Origin of the sequence: Streptomyces sp. NPDC007088, assembly GCF_042869355.1 — a bacterium.
In the GTDB taxonomy this organism is placed as follows: Bacteria; Actinomycetota; Actinomycetes; order Streptomycetales; family Streptomycetaceae; genus Streptomyces.
In genome coordinates this window covers 303,442-323,767 of record NZ_JBIAFO010000005.1, presented here as the reverse complement: position 1 = coordinate 323,767, position 20,326 = coordinate 303,442, and the positions used below count along the sequence as shown (strand labels likewise).

The window sequence follows — 20,326 nt, the reverse complement described above, 5'->3', positions numbered from 1 at the left end:
CGCGGGCCGTCCGTCTTCGGCGCTTTCCTGCCGCTTCCCCGTACCCACCGGGCCCGCCGGGCGTTCTCCCGCCGCCGTTTGTCAGTGCTCGCCGGCCGGGCCGGCCCAGGCAGCGGCGGCGGTGGCCTCCTGCGCCTGGTGGCGCAGCATCCGCACGGCGGCCTCGGGATCGTCGGTGGCGTAGACGGCGGAACCGGCCACGAAGACGTCCGCGCCGGCGTCGGCGCAGCGCTCGATGGTCTCGGCCGAGACCCCGCCGTCGACCTGCACCCACAGGTCGAGACCGTGCTTGGCGATCAGCTGACGGGTGCGGCGGATCTTGGGCAGCGTGATGTCGAGGAACGCCTGCCCCCCGAATCCGGGCTCCACGGTCATGATCAGCAGCATGTCGAGTTCGGGCAGCAGGTCCTCGTACTGCTCGACGGGGGTCGCGGGCTTGAGCGCCATCGAGGCGCGCGCCCCCTTGGCCCGGATCTCGCGGGCCAGCCGCACGGGGGCGGCGGCGGCCTCGGCGTGGAAGGTCACGGAACCGGCGCCCGCCTCGACGTACTGGGGGGCCCAGCGGTCGGGCTCCTCGATCATCAGATGGCAGTCCAGCGGGGTGTCCGTCGCCTTGCTGAGCGCCTCCACGACGGGGGCGCCCAGCGTCAGGTTGGGCACGAAGTGGTTGTCCATGACGTCGACGTGGAGCCAGTCGGCGCCTTCGACGGCCCTCGCCTCCTCGGCGAGACGCGCGAAGTCGGCGGACAGGATGCTGGGGTTGATCTGCACGGCCATGGGCTCAAGCCTGCCATGGAACGGGGGCGCGGCGACGCGCGGGCCACGGTGGGGCGGGGGCCGGCGGGCCCGGGGACGACGAGGCGCCCCTCCGGCCCGCGACGGCCGACCGCCCCGGGCCGCCGTGCCCTGGGGGTACGGCGGCCCGGGAGGGTTCAGGCCGTGCGGCGGATCAGCGCGAGGTACATCGCGTCCGTGCCGTGGACGTGCGGCCACAGCTGCACGTCCGGGCCCTCGCCCACCATCGGGACGCCGCTCATCAGGCCGGTCGCGTCGATGAGTTCGGCGCCCGGGGAAGCGCGCAGGACGTCGTCGACCACGGCGCGGGTCTCGGCGGGGTGCGGGGAGCAGGTCGCGTAGCCCACGACGCCGCCGACCCGGACCGAGCGCAGGGCCTCCCGCAGCAGTCCGCGCTGGAGCGGGGCGAAACCCTCCAGGTCCTCCGGGCGCCTGCGCCACCGCGCCTCGGGCCTGCGGCGCAGCGCCCCGAGCCCGGTGCACGGCACGTCGACCAGGACGCGGTCGAAGCTGCCGGGCCGCCACGGCGGCCTGGTGCCGTCGGCGGCGATCACCTGATAGGGGCCCGGGGTGCCGTCGAGCGCCTTGGCGACGAGGCCGGCCCGGTGCGGCTGCTTCTCGGCGGCGAGCAGCCGGGCGCCCCGGCCGGCGGCGATCCCGGCGAGCAGCGCGGCCTTTCCGCCCGGCCCCGCGCAGCCGTCGAGCCACAGCTCGTCACGGCCCTCCAGCGGGGCGCCCGCGAGGGCGAGGGCGACGAGCTGACTGCCCTCGTCCTGGACCCCCGCCCGGCCCTCCTTGACCGCTTCGATGGCCCCGGGCTCGCCGCCCTCGGTGAGCCGGACGGCGTACGGCGACCAGCGGCCGGGCAGCGCCCGGTCGGGTCCGAGGGAGTCGAGCAGCCGGCCGGCGTCGGTGCGTCCCGGCCGGGCCACGAGGGTGACCTCGGGGCGCTCGTTGTCGGCGGCGAGGAGGTCCTCGATGCCGCCGCGTCCGCCGCCGAGCGCGTCCCACAGCGCGGAGACGATCCAGCGGGGGTGCGAGTGGACGACCGAGAGGTGTTCCTCGGGGTCCTCGTCGTAGGGCGGGGCGACGGTCTCCAGCCAGCCGTCGAGGTCGTCGCGGGCGATCTTGCGCAGGACGGCGTTGACGAACTTGGAACGCCCGTCGCCGAGCACGACCCGGGCCAGTTCGACGGTCGCGGACACGGCGGCGTGCGAGGGGATGCGCGTCCCGAGCAACTGGTGCGCGCCGAGGCTGAGCACGTCGAGGACGGGCGGGTCCACCTCGCGCAGCGGGCGGTCCACGCAGGCCGCGATGATCGCGTCGTACGTCCCCTGGCCGCGCAGCGTCCCGTAGACGAGTTCGGTGGCGAGCGCCGCGTCGCGGGTGTCGAAGCCGCCCTTCTCCCGGGCGGCGCGCAGCAGCGGCGGCAGGACGAGGTTGGCGTAGGCGTCGCGTTCGTCCACGGCGCGCAGCGCGTCGAAGGCCAGGACGCGGACGGGGTCCTTCTGCGGCCTGCGGTAGGGGCGGCCCTTGCCGTTCCCCCCGCGTCCTGAACCGCGGCTGCCGGACTGGGGGCCGCCGTGCTGCCGGGGCCGGTGAGGCTGGTCGTTCAAAGGTGCTCCGCTGCTGGGACGAACCGGGCCCGGGGCCCGCCGTACGGGATCGCCGTCCTCGATCACGGACGGCTCCCGCCAGCGTACGTCGCCGGGGCGGGCGCCCCGGGCCCGGCACCGCGCGAAGCCGCACGGGCGGGCCCGGCCCGAGCGGACCCGGCCCGCGCGGGGCTCAGCCCAGCTTCTCGCCGGCGGTGATCCGCACTCCGCGCGCCCAGTCGGCGGCCGCCATCGGCTTCTTGCCCTGGGGCTGGACCCAGAGCAGTTCCACGGCGTACGAACCGGTGCCGACGTACACGTTCTTCTTCCCGGCGTGCACGTCCCCGGGCGCGAGGTCGGTGCGCTCGGGGACGGGGGTGACGGCGACGAGCTTGAGGCGTTCGCCGCGGAACACCGTCCACGCGCCGGGGGCGGGCGTGCAGCCGCGCACCACGCGGTCGACGCGCAGCGCGGGCGCGGTCCAGTCGACCCGCGCGTCCTCGACGTCGATCTTCGGGGCGAGCGAGACGCCTTCGGCGGGCTGCGGTACGGCCTTGAGGCTGCCGTCCTCGATGCCGTCCATCGTCGCGGCGAGCAGCCCCGAGCCGGCGAGGGCGAGCCGGGTGAGCAGGTCGCCACTGGTGTCGGTGGGCCGGATCTCCTCGGTCACGGTGCCGTAGACGGGCCCCGAGTCCAGACCCTCCTCGATCAGGAAGGTGGAGGCCCCGGTGAGGGAGTCGCCCGCCATGACGGCGTGCTGCACGGGGGCCGCGCCGCGCCAGGCGGGCAGCAGCGAGAAGTGCAGGTTGACCCAGCCGTGCGCCGGGATGTCCAGGGCGACGCGCGGGAGCAGCGCGCCGTAGGCGACGACGGGGCAGCAGTCGGGCGCGATCTCGCGCAGCCGGGCCAGGAAGCCCTCCTCGCGGGGTTTCGCGGGCTTCAGCACCTCGATCCCCGCCTCCTCGGCCCGCTCGGCCACGGGGCTCGCGACGAGCCTGCGCCCCCGGCCGGCCGGGGCGTCGGGGCGCGTGACGACGGCGGCCACCTCGTGCCGTCCGGAGGCGAGCAGGGCGTCCAGTGCGGGAACGGCTACCTCGGGGGTACCGGCGAAGACGAGCTTCATAAGGGGCGTTCGGCCTCTCGGGCGGGGGAAGGCGGGCCGTTCATTCTAGGCTCCGCCGGGCCGTCGGCGGGGGCCGGCCGCCCGCAGAGGGCCGGCCGGGCGCGGGCTGTGCGGCAGGTCTGCCGCAGGTCTGTCTCAGGGGGGCGTACGCGCCCTTGTGCGCCCTGCGCGTGGGCGCTCACGCCCCTCCCCCGTGACTACTCAAGGGGCGGCGCGTTGTCAAAGCAGCGTTGACCGAGGGCGGGCAGCAGCACCCACCCGCCACGGCGGCGTTCCGTTCCACCACCCCGTCCCTTCAGCCGACCTCCACCCCCTCCCACCCGGGGCGACTCGCACCCGGGCCCCGCTTCCACTCCTCGTCTCGTCCTTCGCCCCGTCCTTCATCTCGTCACCCACCCATCCTCATCTTCGCCGGTTCGAGAGGCTTGTTCATGGCCGACCACGCAACCCACGACGCCCAGGCTCGGGCCAGCCTGCATCTGCTGGTGCGGGACATCGAGCGGGTGCGTCGGCAGGTGGACGCACTGCGTACCCTGACCGCCCAGCTGGGCAACGTCTACCGCCCCCGCCGTTCCGGGCCTTCCACCGGATTCGTGGTGTACGGGCGTGCCCCCGCACCCACCGTCCGGCTCGCCCAGGAGCTCCGGGAGAGCGTAGAGACGCTCGTCACCGCCGCCGTGGACTTCGACCGCTCCCTCGGTTTCTCGTGGGACGCGGTGGGCTCCGCCCTCGGTGTCACCAAGCAGGCGGTGCACCGCCGTTACGGGGCTCGCCGGGCCACCGCGCAGGCGGCGGCCGAGGCCGAGCGCTCGGGCGATCCGCAGGCCGGCAGGGTTCTGCCGGCCGCGGCCCCGCTCTCCTCGCTCCCGCCGGGGGCCGGGGCACTGCCCACGGTGCCCGCCGCTCGGGCCATGCCGGCGCAGCCGACGGCCACGGGCACGGCCCTGCGCGAGGACTCCCGGCAGGGCGCCCTGCCGGGCCCCCGCCAGGGCTGACGGCCCGTCGCGCGGCACGCTTTCCGCACCGCCCGCAGCGCTTCTGAGCTTCCGCAGTCGAGCAGCGCGCACGAGCGCCTCCCTTCCGGTACGCGACAGTGCCGGCCGGGGGGCGCTCGTGCGTGAGGGGCGGGCCCCGCCGGGCGTACGCCTCAGCCGATGTCCGGCGGATCGATGCGCACCACGACCGGTTCGGCCGCCTTGCTCCGGGCCATGCGGGCGGCCTGAGCCGTCTTCAGCACCCGGGCCAGCTCGGCGCCGCCGCCGCGCTCGACCCGGATCAGGGCGCGCTGCCACTGCTCCCCGGGCGGCGGCCCCCCGGGGCGGCGCGGCCGGCCCGTACCGGTCACCGGCAGCGGTACCGGTCCCAGCACCTCGGCGCCCGCCGGGAGCGTGGTCCCTTCGAGGAAGTCGGCGACGGCGGCTGCGGGCCCGGAGACGGCCGCCATCCGGGAGACCGGGGGGAAGCCGAGATCGGCCCGCTCCCCCAGTTCGCGTACGGCGTGGCCCACCGGGTCCCAGCGCACCAGCGCCTGCACGGGGCGCAGGGTCGGCTCCGCGACCACCACGACGGTGCCGCCCGCCTCCTGCCCGCGCACCAGCGCGGCCGCGTCCAGCCAGCGGCGCAAAGCCTCCTCCTCGGCCCGCAGGTCGGGGCGGCCGAGCATCGCCCAGCCGTCGAGCAGGAGAGCCGCCGCGTACCCGCCCTCGGCGACCGGCTCGGCGCCCGGCGTGGAGACGACGAGCGCCGGTGAGCCCGGGACCGTGTCCAGGACCTGCTCGCGGCCCGAGGTGCGGACCGGGACGGCGGGGAAGGCCCGGCCCAGCTCCTCGGCGGTGCGCCGGGCCCCGACGATCTGGGCGCGCAGCCGGGTACCGCCGCAGGTCGCGCACGCCCAGTCGGCCTCGGTGCGCCCGCACCAGCCGCAGCGCAGCCGCTGCGCGTCGGGCGCCTCCAGCGGCCCGGCGCAGTGCCGGCAGCGGGCCGGGGCGCGGCACTGGGCGCACGCGAGCCGGGGCGCGTATCCCCGGCGCGGGACCTGGACGAGGACGGGACCGTGTGCGAGCCCCTCCCGGACGGCCTGCCAGGCGAGGCTCGGCAGCCGGGCGGCGCGGGCCGCCTCGTCCCTGGCCAGGTCGTGGTCGCCGACGGTGCGTACGAGCGGGGCGGCGGCCCTCGTCGTCTCGCGGCCGGCCGCGAGGGGGTGCGCCCAGCCGCTCTGCACGAGCTGGGCGGCCTCCACGGTGCAGCCGACCGCGCCCAGCAGGAACGCGCAGCGGCGCGCGGCTCCGGCCGGCGCCGAACGGCTCTCCAGGGTGGCGCGCAGCATCAGCACCTCGCGCGCGTGCGGCTGCGGGGCGTGGTCCTCGCTGTGGCTGCTGTCCCCGTCCTCCCAGATCACGACGAGGCCGAGGTCCCGGACGGGGGCGAACATCGCGGCGCGGGTGCCGACGACGGCGCGCACCGAGCCCCGGTGCACGGCGAGCCATTCGCGGTAGCGCTTCTCGGGCCCGGCGTCGGCGGTGAGCACCGCGTGCCGTCCGGGGCCGAGCACCTCGGTGAGCGCCGCGTCGACGCGCCCGGTGGTCCGTCCGTCGGGAACGACGACGAGGGCTCCGCGTCCGGAGGCGAGGGTCGCGGCCACCGCCCGCGCGATCTCCTCGGCCCACCGCGGACCGGGCAGGGCGGTCCACACGGCGCGCGGTGACTGCCCGCGGGCGAGGGCGTCGAGGAACGCGGGCCCCTGCGGGTAGCGCTCCCAGCTCCCGGGGGCGGGGGCGGGCGGGGGCGGCAGCGGCTCGGGCGAGGGCCGGGCCTCCGCGCGCCCGTTGCGTGGCGGCACGGCGAGTTGCAGTACGTCGGCGAGACTGCCCGCGTACCGGTCGGCGACGGCGCGGGCCAGGGCGAGCAGGTCCGGGGAGAGCACCGCCTCGGTGGACACCACCTGGGCGAGCGCGGCGAGCGGGCCCGTGTACTCGGAGGCGGCGACCCGCTCCACGAGGAACCCGTCGATGAGGCCGCCGCCCTCGCGGCGTCCGTCGCGCACCTGATGCCGGCCGGCCCCGAACCGCACCCGCACCCGCACTCCGGGCTGCGCTCGGGCGTCGAGCTCCTCGGGCACGGCGTAGTCGAAGTACCGGTCGAGGTGGAGCACCCCCTTGTTCACGAGGACCCGCGCCACGGGCAGGGACTCGGCGAGCGGCGCACCGCGCCAGGTGCGTGGTTTCGCCTTCGGCGCCCTGGCCTTGCGCACGCTCTCCCGGATGAGGGCCAACTGCTGTGGCCCGCCACCCCGCTCGCCCGGCTCCCCGCCCGTGTCCTCGCTGCTCACACCCCACATCTACCAGACGGCTCGGACAGCGCGCCCGGCCGTGGGGCCGCCTTCGGATCAGGTGGACGAGGCGGCGTGGTCGTACGCACCGCGCAGAACGCAGAACTCGTTGCCCTCCGGGTCCGCGAGGACGGCCCAGCCGGTGCCGTCGCGCTCCCGCCGGTCGGCGACGAGGGTGGCGCCCAGCCCCAGCAGTCGCCCGACCTCCTCCTCGCGGGAGGTCTCCGGGCGCAGACACAGGTGGACCCGGTTCTTGACGATCTTCGCCTCGGGCACCTGATTGAAGTGCAGCACGGGCCCCTCGGGCAGCAGCACCTGCGTCTCCCGGTCCCCCGGCCCGCTCTCCGGATGCAGGGGCGCCCCGGTCGCCGCACTCCAGAACCGCGCCAGTCCATAGGCGTCCGCACAGTCGACCGCGATGTTCCGCACCACCGAAACCATGTGCCCCACCCTGCATGACCCCCCTCTGCCGCGCCACCGCCTTGGTGCCGACAACGCCCCGGGCCCGCCCCTCCCGAAGGAGGGGCGGGCCCGGGGAGCGGGGCCGGGCCTACAGGCCGGCGGCCTTGCGCAGGGCGTCGACGCGGTCGGTCCTCTCCCAGGTGAAGTCCGGCAGCGCGCGGCCGAAGTGGCCGTACGCGGCGGTCTGGGAGTAGATCGGGCGCAGCAGGTCGAGGTCGCGGATGATCGCGGCCGGACGGAGGTCGAAGACCTCGGCGATGGCCTGCTCGATCTTCTCGACGTCGGTCTTGGCGGTGCCGAAGGTCTCGACGAAGAGGCCCACCGGCTCGGCCTTGCCGATCGCGTAGGCGACCTGGACCTCGCAGCGCGAGGCGAGACCGGCGGCCACCACGTTCTTCGCGACCCAGCGCATCGCGTACGCGGCGGACCGGTCGACCTTGGAGGGGTCCTTGCCGGAGAAGGCGCCCCCGCCGTGGCGGGCCATACCGCCGTAGGTGTCGATGATGATCTTGCGGCCGGTCAGGCCGGCGTCGCCCATCGGGCCGCCGATCTCGAAGCGGCCGGTCGGGTTGACGAGCAGGCGGTAGCCCTCGGTCTCCAGCTTGATGCCGTCGTCGAGCAGCGCCTTGAGCTCCGGCTCCACGACGAACTCGCGGATGTCGGGGGCCAGCAGCGAGTCGAGGTCGATGTCGCTCGCGTGCTGCGAGGAGACGACGACGGTGTCGAGGCGGACGGCCTTGTCCCCGTCGTACTCGATGGTGACCTGCGTCTTGCCGTCGGGGCGCAGGTAGGGGATGGTGCCGTTCTTGCGGACCTCGGACAGCCGCCGGGACAGGCGGTGCGCGAGGTGGATGGGGAGCGGCATCAGCTCGGGCGTCTCGTCGCAGGCGTAGCCGAACATCAGGCCCTGGTCGCCGGCGCCCTGCTTGTCGAGTTCGTCCCCGTCGTCGCCGCGGGAGGCACCCTCGACGCGCTTCTCGTACGCGGAGTCGACGCCCTGCGCGATGTCGGGCGACTGCGAGCCGATCGAGACGGAGACGCCGCAGGAGGCGCCGTCGAAGCCCTTCTTCGAGGAGTCGTAGCCGATGTCGAGGATCTTCTCGCGCACGAGCTGCGCGATCGGCGCGTACGCCTTGGTGGTCACCTCGCCGGCCACGTGGACCAGGCCGGTGGTGATCAGAGTCTCGACGGCGACGCGCGAGGTGGGGTCCTCGCGCAGCAGCGCGTCGAGAATGGTGTCGCTGATCTGGTCAGCGATCTTGTCGGGGTGACCCTCGGTCACAGACTCCGAAGTGAACAGACGGCGGGACACATCGCTCCCTGGGGTTGCAGCGGCTGCTGGCTGATCATGGGCGAACCTTGCCGGGAGCTGCACCCGGCGCGGGTTCCCCGCCAGTTTATCGGTCACTCTGTGCCGTCGACCCAGGTGTCTCGCCCCTTGGGAGCCCTGTGATCAGCGGCACTGCATTCTCGGACAGGGTCCGAAGCGGCGCCAGAGGCCGCGCCGGATATCCGAACGGTTTTGCGTGACCGCAACACGGCGCGGTTCACGGACCGTTCGGGACCGCTCCGGTACGGCGGCGCCGGTTACGGCAGACGGGCGACGACCAGATCCCAGACCGTGTCGGCGAGCGTCTCCTTGGGCCCGTACGGCACCGGGGTCTCGCTGCCGTCGGCGCCGAGCACCACGGCCTCGCTCTCCTCGGCGCCGAAGGTCTTCGTCTCCCCGACCTCGTTGACGACGAGCAGGTCGCAGCCCTTGCGCCGGAGCTTGTCGCGGCCGTGCGCGAGGACCTCGTCGGTCTCGGCGGCGAATCCCACGATCAGCTGACCGGGGCGCGGCCGAGTGGCGGAGATCTCGGCGAGGATGTCGGGGTTGCGGACCAGGGCCAGCGGCTGCGGCTCCTGGTCCTCCTTCTTCTTGATCTTCCCGGTGGCGTACTGGGCGGGCCGGAAGTCGGCGACCGCCGCCGCCATCACCACGGCGTCCGCGTCCTCGGCCGCGCGCAGGACGGCTGCGCGCAGTTCGGCGGTCGTGCCGACGGACACCAGATCGACGCCGGCCGGGCTCGGCAGCGTCGTGTTGGCGGCGATCAGGGTGACCTCGGCGCCCCGGGCGGCCGCCGTGCGGGCGAGGGCGTAGCCCTGTTTCCCGGAGGAGCGGTTGCCGAGGAAGCGCACCGGGTCGAGCGGTTCCCGCGTGCCCCCCGCGCTGATCACGAGCCGCCGCCCCTTGAGATCGGCCGCCTTCTCGCCCCGGGCACCGCGCGCGAGCACCTGGCGGCAGTACGCGAAGATCTCGTCCGGGTCGGGGAAGCGGCCCTTTCCGGTGTCGGCGCCGGTGAGGCGGCCCACGCTCGGCTCGATGACCAGGGCGCCGCGGCGGCGCAGGGTCGCCACGTTCTCCTGGGTGGCCGGGTGCTCCCACATCTCGGTGTGCATGGCGGGGGCGAACACGACCGGGCAGCGGGCGGTCAGCAGGGTGTTGGTGAGCAGGTCGTCGGCGAGGCCGTGCGCGGCCTTGGCCAGCAGGTCGGTGGTCGCCGGTGCGACGACGACGAGGTCGGCCCGCTGCCCGAGGCGGACGTGCGGTACCTCGTGGACGTCCTCCCAGACCTCGGTGGAGACGGGGTGGCCGGAGAGGGCCGACCAAGTGGCGGCGCCCACGAAGTGCAGGGCGGCCTCGGTGGGGACGACCCGGACCTCGTGGCCGGACTCGGTCAGCCGGCGCAGCAGTTCGCACGCCTTGTAGGCGGCGATGCCGCCGCTGACCCCCAGCACTACCTTCGGCTTGTCCACCACTGGCTCCCGGCTCGGGCCGCGGGCGGCGGGCCCGCTCGCGGCGATCTCTGGTGTCCATCACACACCACGGACCCGGCAGCGGTGCTGCCGGGTCCGTGGGGGAGAACGATGACGCCGTGCCGACGGCCGTACCGCCGGTGACTGACTGCGCGGACTGCCCACGCGGGGCCTTACTGCGCGGGGCCCTCGACGGCCTCGGAGGTCAGCAGACCCGCGTTGATCTCGCGCAGCGCGATCGAGAGCGGCTTCTCGTGGACGTGGGTGTCCACAAGCGGCCCGACGTACTCGAGGAGGCCCTCGCCGAGCTGCGAGTAGTACGCGTTGATCTGGCGCGCACGCTTGGCCGCGTAGATGACAAGGCTGTACTTCGAGTCGGTGGCTTCGAGCAGCTCGTCGATCGGCGGGTTGATGATGCCCTCGGGCGTGGTGATGGAAGAGGACACGCTCTACCTTCCGAAAGGGGGAAAAGAAATCATGAGACTGATGTCAAGGCTAGCAGCTCGCGGGCCACGTCCTCGACGGCGGTGTTGACCAGGGTCACGTCGAACTCGGACTCGGCCGCGAGTTCGGTCTTCGCCGCCTCCAGCCGCCGCTCGATGACCTCGGGCGGTTCGGTGCCGCGGCCGGTGAGCCGGCGCACCAGTTCCTCCCAGCTCGGCGGGGCGAGGAAGACCAGCCGGGCCTCCGGCATGGACTCGCGCACCAGCCGGGCCCCCTGGAGGTCGATCTCCAGCAGCACGGGTTCGCCGTTCTCCAGCCGCTCGGCGACGGCGTGGCGGGGGGTGCCGTAGCGGTTGCCCGCGAACTCGGCCCACTCCAGCAGCTCGCCGTTGGCGATCAGTTTGTCGAACTCCTCGTCGGAGACGAAGAAGTACTGCACTCCGTGCCGCTCACCGGGGCGGGGCCTGCGGGTCGTCGCCGACACGGAGAGCCAGACCTCGGGGTGTTCCTTGCGCATATGAGCGACGACCGTGCTCTTGCCGACCCCGGAGGGGCCGGAGAGCACGGTCAGCCGCGGACGTACGACCGGGGGTACGGGGGACGTCCCCCGGGATGAAGCAGCCATGTGGAGATTATCCAGCCTCCGCGGGGTGCCGGGGAACCTGATCCCCCGGCACCGCGCGGTGTCAGGCCGCGGTACTGCCGAACTCGCGCTCCAGCGACGCGATCTGGTTGGAGCCGAGCCCCCGCACACGGCGGCTCTCGGAGATGCCGAGGCGCTCCATGATCTGCTTGGCGCGGACCTTGCCGACGCCGGGCAGCGACTCCAGCAGGGCGGAGACCTTCATCTTGCCGATGACGTCGTTCTCCTGACCCTGCTTGATGACCTCGTGGAGGGAGGCACCTGAGTGCTTGAGTCGATTCTTGACCTCGGCCCGCTCCCGGCGAGCCGCGGCGGCCTTTTCGAGCGCGGCTGCGCGCTGTTCAGGGGTAAGGGGCGGAAGAGCCACGCCTACGTCACCTCGGATGTCGAACTTGTCGGATACGGACCGGTGAGGAAGCTGGGTGCCCCACCACCAGGCGAGCGGCGAACCAGATACCGCGCTCGTCCGCTCTCGTCGGAGACTAGCGGCCCGGAGGGCTCCAGTCAGCGAGAACAGCGGAAAAGTCCTGGTCAGCACTTGTTGACAGGGGCATTTAGGACAAAACAGTCGGGTTTTCGCTCAGAACTGCTGTACGAAGGTGCGTACGACACCCGGTACCCCCCTTCTGCCCTTGCCCGCCTCGGCGTTCCCCGGGTGCCCCCTGCCACGGCCCGTACACCCTCGGTGTCCGAGACGTCCGGGAAGTCCGCCCGTTACCGGGGAGCCCGGTCGACAACCGCGCGGATCTCCTCGGTCAGCCCGGCGGCGGCGGCGCGCAGAGCGTCCACGGAGGGGCCGTGGCGCAGGACACCCCGGCTGACGCTCGGCACCACCTGATGCACCGAGGGGCCGAAGACGCCGGGCAGGTCCGCGGGGCTCGCGCCCTGGGCGCCGATGCCTGGGGCGAGCAGGGGCCCGTTGATCGCGAGGTCGGCGCCCGCCTGTCCCAGGGTCGCGCCGACGACGGCACCGACCGAGCCGAGCGGCCGGGCGCCCGCGTTCTCGGCCGCCATGTGGTCGAGCATGACCTGGGCGAGGCTGCGGCCGTCGGCGGCGGTGGCGCGCTGGACCTCGGCGCCCTCCGGGTTGGAGGTGAGGGCGAGGACGAAGACACCGGCCCCGGACGCGGCCGCCGCGTCCAGGGCGGGGCGCAACGAGCCGAAGCCGAGGTAGGGGGAGACGGTCACCGCGTCGCTGAACAGCGGGGAGTCCTGGTCCAGGTAGGTCGCGGCGTACGCGGCCATGGTCGAGCCGATGTCGCCGCGTTTGGCGTCCATCAGGACGAGGGCGCCGGCCGCGCGTGCCTCTTCGACGGCCTTCTCCAGGACCGCGACGCCGCGCGAGCCGAAGCGCTCGAAGAACGCGGACTGGGGCTTGAGGACGGCGACGCGGTCGGCGAGCGCCTCCACGCAGGTGCGCGTGAAGGTCTCCAGGCCCCTGACGTCGTCGTTCAGCCCCCAGGAGTGCAGGAGGGCGGCGTGCGGGTCGATCCCGGCGCACAGGGGCCCCCGGGTGTCCATGGCGCGGCGCAGGCGGGTGCCGAAGGGCTCGGGGCCGCCCGCGGTCGTCGGCTCGCTCATGCGTGGGCCTTCCTGGTGTCGGCGCCGGTCGCCTCGGCGAGGCTCGCGTAGGGGCTGGTGGCCAGCCGGGCGGCGAGGCCCTTGTGGAGGCCGCGGGCCCAGAAGGGGCCCTGGTAGATGAAGGCGCTGTAGCCCTGGACGAGGGTGGCCCCGGCCAGGATGCGCTGCCACGCGTCCTCGGCGTCCTCGATCCCGCCGACGCCGACGAGGGTGATGCGGTCGCCGACGCGGGCGTACAGGCGGCGCAGCACTTCGAGGGAGCGTTCCTTGAGGGGAGCGCCGGACAGTCCGCCGGTCTCCTGGACGAGAGCCGGGCCGGAGCGCAGGCCGAGCCCCTGGCGGGCCACGGTCGTGTTGGTCGCGATGATCCCGTCGAGCCCGAGGTCCACGGCGAGGTCGGCGACGGCGTCCACGTCCTCGTCGAGGAGGTCGGGGGCGATCTTGACCAGGAGCGGCACGTGGCGGCCGGGCACCGTGCGGTCGGCGGCCTCACGGACGGCGGTCAGCAGGGGGCGCAGCGCCTCGGTGGCCTGGAGGGCGCGCAGGCCGGGGGTGTTGGGCGAGGAGACGTTGACGACGAGGTAGTCGGCGTGGGCGGCCAGCCGTTCGGTGGAGGTCACGTAGTCGGCGACGGCCTCGGACTCCGGGACCACCTTGGTCTTGCCGATGTTGACGCCGACGACCGTGCGGAAGACCGGCCTGCGGGCGGCGAGGCGGGCGGCGACGGCCGCGGAGCCCTCGTTGTTGAAGCCCATGCGGTTGATCAGGGCGCGGTCCGCGACGAGGCGGAACAGCCGCTTCTTCGGGTTGCCCGGCTGCGGCCGCGCCGTGACCGTGCCGATCTCCACGTGGTCGAAGCCGAGCATGGCCATGCCGTCGATCCCGACGGCGTTCTTGTCGAAGCCCGCGGCGAGGCCGAAGGGGCTGTGCATCCGCAGCCCGAGGGCCTCGGTGCGCAGCGTCTTGTCGCGCGGGGCGAGGACGGCGGCGAGGAAGGTGCGCAGAACGGGAACGCGGGCGGCGAGGCGGATCCAGCGGAAGGCGAGGTGGTGGGCCTGCTCGGGGTCCAGGCGCCGGAAGAGGAGGCGGAACAGGAGTGCGTACACGGGGGTCGTCCGTACGGTCCGGGGGCCGGGCGGGCCCGGGGGCGGGAGGTCACGGGGCGGGCGGGTCCGCCCCGGAGGTGGTGGGCTCATGGAGAGGGGGACACCGTTTCCGGTGTCCCCCTCGTCGGATCAGGCGTCCTGTCGGGCGGCTGTCAGCCGCTGCGCGTGTTCTTGCAGCGAACAGACCCCGGTCTCGCCCCGGTTCAGGGCGTCGATGCCCTGGACGGCGGCGGCCAGTGCCTGGACCGTGGTCAGGCAGGGCACGGCGCGGGCGACGGCGGCGGTGCGGATCTCGTAGCCGTCGAGCCGGCCGCCGGTGCCGTACGGGGTGTTGACGATGAGGTCGACCTCGCCGTCGTGGATGAGCTGGACGATGGTCTTCTCGCCGTTCGGCCCCTCCCCCTCGTACAGCTTGCGGACGGGGGTGGCGTTGATGCCGTTGCGCTTGAGGACCTCGGCGGTCCCGGAGGTCGCGAGCAGTTCGAAGCCGTGGGCGACGAGTTCGCGGGCGGGGAAGATCATCGAGCGCTTGTCGCGGTTGGCGACGGAGATGAACGCGCGGCCCTTGGTAGGCAGCGGCCCGTAGGCCCCGGCCTGGGACTTGGCGTAGGCGGTGCCGAACTGGGCGTCGATGCCCATGACCTCACCGGTCGAACGCATCTCCGGGCCGAGCACCGTGTCGACGCCGCGCCCCGAGGTGTCCCGGAACCGGGACCAGGGCATGACGGCCTCCTTGACGGAGATCGGCGCGTCCATCGGGAGGGTGCCGCCGTCGCCGGTACGCGGCAGCAGGCCCTCGGCGCGCAGTTCGGCGACGGTGGCCCCGAGCGAGATGCGGGCGGCGGCCTTCGCGAGCGGGACCGCGGTGGCCTTCGAGGTGAAGGGCACGGTGCGCGAGGCGCGGGGGTTGGCCTCCAGGACGTAGAGGATGTCGCCGGACAGCGCGAACTGGATGTTGATGAGCCCGCGGACGCCGACCCCCTTGGCGATGGCCTCGGTGGAGGCGCGCAGCCGCTTGATGTCGTGGCCGCCGAGGGTGATGGGCGGCAGGGCGCAGGCCGAGTCGCCCGAGTGGATGCCGGCCTCCTCGATGTGCTCCATGACGCCGCCGAGGTACAGCTCCTCGCCGTCGTAGAGCGCGTCCACGTCGATCTCGATGGTGTCGTCGAGGAAGCGGTCGACCAGGACGGGCCTGCTCGGGCTGATCTCGGTGGACTCCTCGATGTAGGAGGACAGGCGGGTCTCGTCGTAGACGATCTCCATGCCGCGTCCGCCCAGGACGTACGAGGGGCGTACGAGGACGGGGTAGCCGATCTCGTCGGCGATGGCCTTGGCCTCGGTGAAGGTCGTGGCGGTGCCGTGCTTGGGCGCGGGCAGCCCGGCCTCGGCGAGGACCCGGCCGAAGGCGCCGCGGTCCTCGGCGGCGTCGATGGCCTCGGGCGGGGTGCCGACGATCGGTACGCCGTTGTCCTTGAGCGCCTGGGCCAGGCCCAGCGGGGTCTGGCCGCCGAGCTGGACGATGACGCCCGCGACCGGTCCGGCCTGCCGCTCGGCGTGCACGATCTCCAGGACGTCCTCCAGGGTGAGCGGCTCGAAGTAGAGCCGGTCGGAGGTGTCGTAGTCGGTGGAGACGGTCTCGGGGTTGCAGTTGACCATGACGGTCTCGTAGCCCGCGTCGCTGAGCGCGAAGGAGGCGTGGACGCACGAGTAGTCGAACTCGATGCCCTGGCCGATGCGGTTGGGCCCGGAGCCGAGGATGATCACGGCGGGCTTCTCGCGCGGGGCGACCTCGCTCTCCTCGTCGTAGGAGGAGTAGAAGTACGGGGTCTTCGCGGCGAACTCGGCGGCGCAGGTGTCGACCGTCTTGTAGACCGGGCGCACCCCGAGGGCGTGCCGCACCTCGCGCACGACGTCCTCGCGCAGTCCGCGGACGCCGCCGATCTGCTGGTCCGAGAAGCCGTGCCGCTTGGCCTCGGCGAGCAGCGCGGGGGTCAGCTCGGGGGCGGCGGCGAGTTCGTCGGCGATCTCCTTGAGGAGGAAGAGCTGGTCGACGAACCAGGGGTCGATCTTGGTGGACTCGAAGACCTCGTCGGGGGTGGCCCCGGCGCGGATCGCGGCCATGACCGTGTTGATCCGGCCGTCGGTGGGCCGCGCCGCGAGGCGCAGCAGCTCGGCTTTGTCACCGGTGGGCCCGGCGAAGTCGAACTGGCTGCCCTTCTTCTCCAGGGAGCGCAGCGCCTTCTGGAAGGCCTCGGTGAAGTTGCGGCCGATCGCCATGGCCTCGCCGACCGACTTCATCGTGGTGGTGAGGGTGGAGTCGGCGGAGGGGAACTTCTCGAAGGCGAAGCGCGGGGCCTTGACGACGACGTAGTCGAGGGTCGGCTCGAAGGAGGCCGGGGTCTTCTCGGTGATGTCGTTGGGGATCTCGTCCAGGGTGTAGCCCACGGCGAGCTTCGCGGCGATCTTGGCGATCGGGAAGCCGGTGGCCTTGGAGGCGAGGGCGGAGGAGCGGGAGACGCGCGGGTTCATCTCGATGACGATGATCCGGCCGTCCTCGGGGTTGACCGCGAACTGGATGTTGCAGCCGCCGGTGTCGACGCCGACCTCGCGGATCACGGCGATGCCGATGTCGCGCAGCCGCTGGTACTCGCGGTCGGTGAGGGTCATCGCGGGGGCGACGGTGATGGAGTCGCCGGTGTGCACGCCCATCGGGTCGAAGTTCTCGATGGAGCACACGACCACGACGTTGTCGTTGCGGTCGCGCATCAGCTCCAGCTCGTACTCCTTCCAGCCGAGGATGGACTCCTCCAGGAGCACCTCGGTGGTCGGGGAGAGCGTGAGGCCCTGTCCGGCGATGCGGCGCAGCTCCTCCTCGTCGTGGGCGAAGCCGGAGCCGGCGCCGCCCATGGTGAAGGAGGGGCGTACGACGACGGGGTAGCCGCCGAGCGTGTCGACGCCCGCGACGACCTCGTCCATCGTGTGGCAGATGACGGAGCGGGCGGACTCGCCGTGGCCGATCTTCTGCCGGACGGCCTCCACGACGTGCTTGAACAGGTCGCGGTCCTCGCCCTTGTTGATCGCCTCGACGTTGGCGCCGATCAGCTCGACGCCGTACTTGTCGAGGGTGCCCGCGTCGTGCAGGGAGATCGCGGTGTTGAGCGCGGTCTGGCCGCCGAGGGTGGGCAGCAGCGCGTCGGGGCGCTCCTTGGCGATGATCTTCTCGACGAACTCGGGGGTGATCGGCTCGACGTAGGTGGCGTCGGCGATCTCCGGGTCGGTCATGATCGTCGCGGGGTTGGAGTTCACGAGGATCACCCGCAGGCCCTCGGCCCGCAGGACGCGGCACGCCTGGGTGCCGGAGTAGTCGAACTCCGCGGCCTGGCCGATGACGATCGGGCCGGAGCCGATGACCAGGACGGACTGGATATCGGTGCGCTTAGGCACGCTGGCCCTCCATCAGGGAAACGAAGCGGTCGAACAGGTACGCGGCGTCGTGCGGGCCCGCGGCCGCCTCGGGGTGGTACTGGACGCTGAAGGCCGGCCGGTCCAGGAGCCGCAGCCCCTCGACCACCTGATCGTTGAGGCACACGTGGGAGACCTCGGCGCGGCCGTAGGGGGTGTCGGAGACGGCGTCGAGGGGCGCGTCGACGGCGAAGCCGTGGTTGTGCGCGGTGACCTCGACCTTGCCGGTGGAGCGGTCCTGGACGGGCTGGTTGATGCCCCGGTGGCCGTACTTGAGCTTGTACGTGCCGAAGCCGAGGGCGCGGCCCAGGATCTGGTTGCCGAAGCAGATGCCGAACAGCGGGGTGGAGCGCTCCAGGACGGCGCGCATCAGCGCGACCGGGTGCTCGGCGGTGGCGGGGTCGCCGGGGCCGTTGGAGAAGAACACGCCGTCGGGCCGGACCGCGTAGACGTCCTCGACGCTCGCGGTGGCGGGCAGGACGTGCACCTCGATGCCGCGTTCGGCCATGCGGTGCGGGGTCATGCCCTTGATGCCGAGGTCCACGGCGGCGACGGTGAAACGCTTCTCCCCGAGGGCGGGTACGACGTACGCCTGCTCGGTGGCGACCTCGGCGGAGAGGTCGGCGCCCTTCATCCCGGGGGCCTCGCGGACCTTGGCGAGCAGGCCCGCCTCGTCGGCGAGAAAGGCGCCGGAGAAGATCCCGACCCGCATCGCCCCGCGCTCACGCAGGTGGCGGGTGAGGGCGCGGGTGTCGACCCCGGAGATGCCGACGACGCCCTGGGCTTCGAGTTCCTCGTCGAGGGAGCGCCGCGCGCGCCAGTTGGAGACGCGGCGCGCGGGGTCGCGCACGACGTAGCCGGAGACCCAGATCCGCCGGGACTCGGCGTCCTCGTCGTTGACTCCGGTGTTGCCGATGTGCGGGGCCGTCATGACGACGACCTGCTGGTGGTAGGAGGGGTCGGTCAGCGTCTCCTGGTAGCCGGTCATCCCGGTGGAGAAGACGGCCTCGCCGAAGGTCTCCCCCACGGCTCCGTAGGCACGGCCCCGGAAGATCCTGCCGTCCTCCAGGACGAGTACGGCATCGGGCGTCTGGTGGCGCCCCTGAGTGGAGGTCGTCATCGTGCGGCGCCTTCCGTCGTGGTGGTCGGGTGGTTCTGGTGGTCGGGGCCGCTCACGGCGTTGAGCGCGGCGACCCACTCGGGGTGCTCGGCGCTGCGGTCGGAGCGGAACCCGGAGTCGATGAGCCGGTCGCCCAGGGCCCAGGTGACGACGAGCAGTCCGCCTTCGGCGAGGACCTTGCCCGCGATGCCCTTGTCGAGGCGGGCCTCGCGCAGCGCGGCGGTGGGCACGAAGAAGTCCCGCGCCCCGGGCCGCTCGACGAGGAGCCCGGCGGGGGTCAGGCTCAGCTCGGCGCGGCTGCGGGTGCCCAGACCGTGCGCGACGATCCGGTCGAGCCACTGCCCGGCGGTCGTGGAGCCGTGGTAGCGGCCGCTCAGCGTGCGGCTCGGCTCACCGGGCTCGGCCGGGGGTCCGGGCGGGGCGGGCAGGTCGGACTGGAGGGTGCCGCGCCACTTCCAGCCCTGGCGCATGAGCCAGTACACCAGGGTGATCACGAGCAGCAGGCCGACGACCCAGCCGATCCGTCCCGACCAGTCCGTCACGTCCGCGGACTTCTGCTCCGCGGCCAGTTCGAAGAGTGTCACGCCAGTTTCCCGTCCACGACCGTCGCCCGGCCCCGCAGGAAGGTGTGGGTGACGCGTCCCGGCAGTTCCCGGCCCCGGTAGGGGCTGTTGCGGCTGCGGGAGGCGAACCCTGCGGGGTCCACGCTTCCACGGTAGTCGGGATCGACCAGGGTCAGGTTCGCGGGCTCACCGGCGGCGACCGGCCGGCCGTGGCCCGCCAGGCGGCCGATGTGCGCCGGGCGCGCGGACATCCGGTCGGCGACCTGGGCCCAGTCGAGCAGCCCGGTGTCCACCATCGTGTGCTGGACGACGGACAGCGCGGTCTCCAGGCCGACCATGCCCATGGCGGCGGCGGCCCACTCGCAGTCCTTGTCCTCGTGCGGGTGCGGGGCGTGGTCGGTGGCGACGCAGTCGATCGTGCCGTCGGCGAGCGCCGCGCGCAGCGCCAGGACGTCGGCCTCGGTGCGCAGCGGGGGGTTGACCTTGTAGACCGGGTCCCAGGTGCGGACGAGTTCGTCGGTGAGCAGGAGGTGGTGGGGGGTGACCTCGGCGGTGACGTCCCAGCCCTTGGACTTGGCCCAGCGCACGATCTCGACGGAGCCGGCCGTGGAGAGGTGGCAGATGTGCACGCGGGAGCCGACGTGCGCGGCCAGCAGCACGTCCCGGGCGATGACCGACTCCTCGGCGACGGCGGGCCAGCCGCCGAGCCCGAGGTCGGCGGAGACGGTGCCCTCGTTCATCTGGGCGCCCGCGGTGAGCCTGGGCTCCTGCGCGTGCTGGGCGACGACTCCGCCGAAGGCCTTCACGTACTCCAGGGCGCGGCGCATGATCACGGCGTCGTCCACGCACTTGCCGTCGTCGGAGAAGACCTTCACGGAGGCGGCCGAGTCGTGCATCGCGCCGAGTTCGGCGAGCTGCTTGCCCTCCAGGCCGACGGTGACGGCGCCGACGGGCTGCACGTCGCAGTATCCGGACTCGCGGCCCAGGCGCCACACCTGCTCGACCACGCCGGCGGTGTCGGCGACCGGGAAGGTGTTGGCCATGGCGTGCACGGCGGTGTAGCCGCCGGCGGCGGCGGCGCGGGTCCCGGTGAGGACGGTCTCGGAGTCCTCGCGGCCGGGCTCGCGCAGGTGGGTGTGGAGGTCCACGAGTCCGGGCAGCAGGACCCGGCCCGCGGCCTCGACGACGGTGGCGCCCTCGGCGCTCAGGCCGGTGCCGACCGCCTCGATGGTCTCTCCGTCGATCAGGACGTCCTGCGGCTCGCCGCCCAGGACCCGGGCACCTCGGATCAGGGTCTTGCTCATG

17 protein-coding genes are annotated in these 20,326 nt (G+C 73.5%); 1 reads left to right on the top strand and 16 read right to left on the bottom strand.

Annotated elements, in window-relative coordinates:
* Positions 1-81 precede the first annotated feature (81 nt).
* The 3 genes from rpe to fmt form a co-directional block, all read right to left on the bottom strand.
* Complete coding sequence (gene rpe, locus ACFYMP_RS11125; RefSeq protein WP_388854077.1) at positions 82-777, bottom strand: ribulose-phosphate 3-epimerase; 696 nt, start codon at positions 775-777, stop codon at positions 82-84.
* A 155-nt stretch (positions 778-932) separates the two neighbouring features.
* Positions 933-2,411 (bottom strand): RsmB/NOP family class I SAM-dependent RNA methyltransferase, encoded by a 1,479-nt coding sequence (locus tag ACFYMP_RS11120; RefSeq protein WP_388854074.1) that lies wholly within the window; start codon positions 2,409-2,411, stop codon positions 933-935.
* Between the two features lie 172 nt (positions 2,412-2,583).
* The gene (gene fmt, locus ACFYMP_RS11115) at positions 2,584-3,513 is read right to left on the bottom strand and encodes a methionyl-tRNA formyltransferase (RefSeq protein ID WP_388854071.1); all 930 of its coding nucleotides are present in this window, start codon (positions 3,511-3,513) and stop codon (positions 2,584-2,586) included.
* A 431-nt stretch (positions 3,514-3,944) separates the two neighbouring features.
* Here fmt and ACFYMP_RS11110 point away from each other — a divergent pair, with 431 nt between their 5' ends.
* The gene (locus tag ACFYMP_RS11110) at positions 3,945-4,508 is read left to right on the top strand and encodes a hypothetical protein (RefSeq protein WP_388854069.1); all 564 of its coding nucleotides are present in this window, start codon (positions 3,945-3,947) and stop codon (positions 4,506-4,508) included.
* A 152-nt stretch (positions 4,509-4,660) separates the two neighbouring features.
* Here ACFYMP_RS11110 and ACFYMP_RS11105 read toward each other — a convergent pair whose 3' ends face one another.
* The 13 genes from ACFYMP_RS11105 to ACFYMP_RS11045 form a co-directional block, all read right to left on the bottom strand.
* Positions 4,661-6,850 (bottom strand): primosomal protein N', encoded by a 2,190-nt coding sequence (locus tag ACFYMP_RS11105; protein ID WP_388854066.1) that lies wholly within the window; start codon positions 6,848-6,850, stop codon positions 4,661-4,663.
* Positions 6,851-6,898: 48 nt separating this feature from the next.
* Positions 6,899-7,282: a VOC family protein gene (locus tag ACFYMP_RS11100; protein ID WP_388854063.1), complete on the bottom strand. Its 384-nt coding sequence runs from the start codon at positions 7,280-7,282 to the stop codon at positions 6,899-6,901.
* 109 nt (positions 7,283-7,391) lie between these two features.
* Complete coding sequence (gene metK / locus ACFYMP_RS11095) at positions 7,392-8,615, bottom strand: methionine adenosyltransferase (protein ID WP_388854060.1); 1,224 nt, start codon at positions 8,613-8,615, stop codon at positions 7,392-7,394.
* A 275-nt stretch (positions 8,616-8,890) separates the two neighbouring features.
* Positions 8,891-10,102: a bifunctional phosphopantothenoylcysteine decarboxylase/phosphopantothenate--cysteine ligase CoaBC gene (gene coaBC, locus ACFYMP_RS11090; RefSeq protein WP_388854057.1), complete on the bottom strand. Its 1,212-nt coding sequence runs from the start codon at positions 10,100-10,102 to the stop codon at positions 8,891-8,893.
* A 173-nt stretch (positions 10,103-10,275) separates the two neighbouring features.
* On the bottom strand, positions 10,276-10,548 hold the full coding sequence (gene rpoZ / locus ACFYMP_RS11085; protein ID WP_030610454.1) for a DNA-directed RNA polymerase subunit omega: 273 nt from the start codon (positions 10,546-10,548) through the stop codon (positions 10,276-10,278).
* Between the two features lie 29 nt (positions 10,549-10,577).
* Positions 10,578-11,171: a guanylate kinase gene (gmk, locus tag ACFYMP_RS11080; RefSeq protein WP_388854053.1), complete on the bottom strand. Its 594-nt coding sequence runs from the start codon at positions 11,169-11,171 to the stop codon at positions 10,578-10,580.
* 61 nt (positions 11,172-11,232) lie between these two features.
* On the bottom strand, positions 11,233-11,556 hold the full coding sequence (locus ACFYMP_RS11075; RefSeq protein ID WP_119288626.1) for an integration host factor: 324 nt from the start codon (positions 11,554-11,556) through the stop codon (positions 11,233-11,235).
* A gap of 347 nt (positions 11,557-11,903) precedes the next feature.
* Positions 11,904-12,770, bottom strand: coding sequence for an orotidine-5'-phosphate decarboxylase (pyrF, locus tag ACFYMP_RS11070; RefSeq protein ID WP_388854050.1), 867 nt, complete (start codon positions 12,768-12,770; stop codon positions 11,904-11,906).
* Positions 12,767-13,876, bottom strand: coding sequence for a quinone-dependent dihydroorotate dehydrogenase (locus ACFYMP_RS11065; RefSeq protein ID WP_388854047.1), 1,110 nt, complete (start codon positions 13,874-13,876; stop codon positions 12,767-12,769). Before ACFYMP_RS11065 ends, pyrF begins: the two co-directional genes overlap by 4 nt.
* A gap of 129 nt (positions 13,877-14,005) precedes the next feature.
* Positions 14,006-17,320, bottom strand: coding sequence for a carbamoyl-phosphate synthase large subunit (carB, locus tag ACFYMP_RS11060; RefSeq protein WP_388854044.1), 3,315 nt, complete (start codon positions 17,318-17,320; stop codon positions 14,006-14,008).
* Complete coding sequence (gene carA, locus ACFYMP_RS11055; protein ID WP_388854041.1) at positions 17,313-18,458, bottom strand: glutamine-hydrolyzing carbamoyl-phosphate synthase small subunit; 1,146 nt, start codon at positions 18,456-18,458, stop codon at positions 17,313-17,315. The genes carB and carA overlap by 8 nt, the downstream gene beginning before the upstream one ends.
* Positions 18,455-19,042, bottom strand: a complete 588-nt coding sequence (locus ACFYMP_RS11050) for a hypothetical protein (RefSeq protein ID WP_388854038.1) — start codon at positions 19,040-19,042, stop codon at positions 18,455-18,457. Before ACFYMP_RS11050 ends, carA begins: the two co-directional genes overlap by 4 nt.
* Positions 19,039-20,325, bottom strand: a complete 1,287-nt coding sequence (locus tag ACFYMP_RS11045) for a dihydroorotase (RefSeq protein ID WP_388854035.1) — start codon at positions 20,323-20,325, stop codon at positions 19,039-19,041. Before ACFYMP_RS11045 ends, ACFYMP_RS11050 begins: the two co-directional genes overlap by 4 nt.
* Position 20,326: the final 1 nt, after the last annotated feature.

Bases quoted from the DNA above. Each gene is read 5' to 3' on its own strand.
- ACFYMP_RS11045 (WP_388854035.1), bottom strand. From the start codon at position 20,325: ATGAGCAAGACCCTGATCCGAGGTGCCCGGGTCCTGGGCGGCGAGCCG.
- pyrF (WP_388854050.1), bottom strand. From the start codon at position 12,770: ATGAGCGAGCCGACGACCGCGGGCGGCCCCGAGCCCTTCGGCACCCGC.
- ACFYMP_RS11105 (WP_388854066.1), bottom strand. From the start codon at position 6,850: ATGTGGGGTGTGAGCAGCGAGGACACGGGCGGGGAGCCGGGCGAGCGG.
- rpe (WP_388854077.1), bottom strand. From the start codon at position 777: ATGGCCGTGCAGATCAACCCCAGCATCCTGTCCGCCGACTTCGCGCGT.
- ACFYMP_RS11100 (WP_388854063.1), bottom strand. From the start codon at position 7,282: ATGGTTTCGGTGGTGCGGAACATCGCGGTCGACTGTGCGGACGCCTAT.
- ACFYMP_RS11110 (WP_388854069.1), top strand. From the start codon at position 3,945: ATGGCCGACCACGCAACCCACGACGCCCAGGCTCGGGCCAGCCTGCAT.
- gmk (WP_388854053.1), bottom strand. From the start codon at position 11,171: ATGGCTGCTTCATCCCGGGGGACGTCCCCCGTACCCCCGGTCGTACGT.
- fmt (WP_388854071.1), bottom strand. From the start codon at position 3,513: ATGAAGCTCGTCTTCGCCGGTACCCCCGAGGTAGCCGTTCCCGCACTG.
- carA (WP_388854041.1), bottom strand. From the start codon at position 18,458: ATGACGACCTCCACTCAGGGGCGCCACCAGACGCCCGATGCCGTACTC.